This window comes from Mesorhizobium sp. M7A.F.Ca.MR.148.00.0.0, assembly GCF_003997735.1.
Classification (GTDB): Bacteria; Pseudomonadota; Alphaproteobacteria; order Rhizobiales; family Rhizobiaceae; genus Mesorhizobium.
On the sequence record NZ_RZTB01000610.1, the window covers coordinates 1 to 258 of the forward strand.

At 62.4% G+C, this 258-nt stretch carries 1 pseudogene; it reads left to right on the forward strand.

From position 1 onward, the window contains the following. Window positions 1–258, forward strand: a pseudogene (locus EOB49_RS35515) (ABC transporter ATP-binding protein); the annotation flags it as partial.

Below are 258 nucleotides of genomic sequence, written 5' to 3' on the forward strand. Positions count from 1 at the left end.
CCTATGGCGCGCAGCGCCGCCTCGAGATCGCTCGCGCCATGTGCACGGGACCCGAGCTTCTGTGCCTCGACGAGCCGGCGGCCGGCCTCAATCCGAAAGAATCGGCGGCGCTCAACGAGCTGCTGATCGACATCAAGAACACCACGGGCACGTCGATCCTGCTGATCGAGCATGACATGTCCGTCGTTATGCAAATCTCCGATCATGTCGTGGTGCTGGAGTACGGCCTCAAGATCTCCGACGGCAGTCCGCAATCGG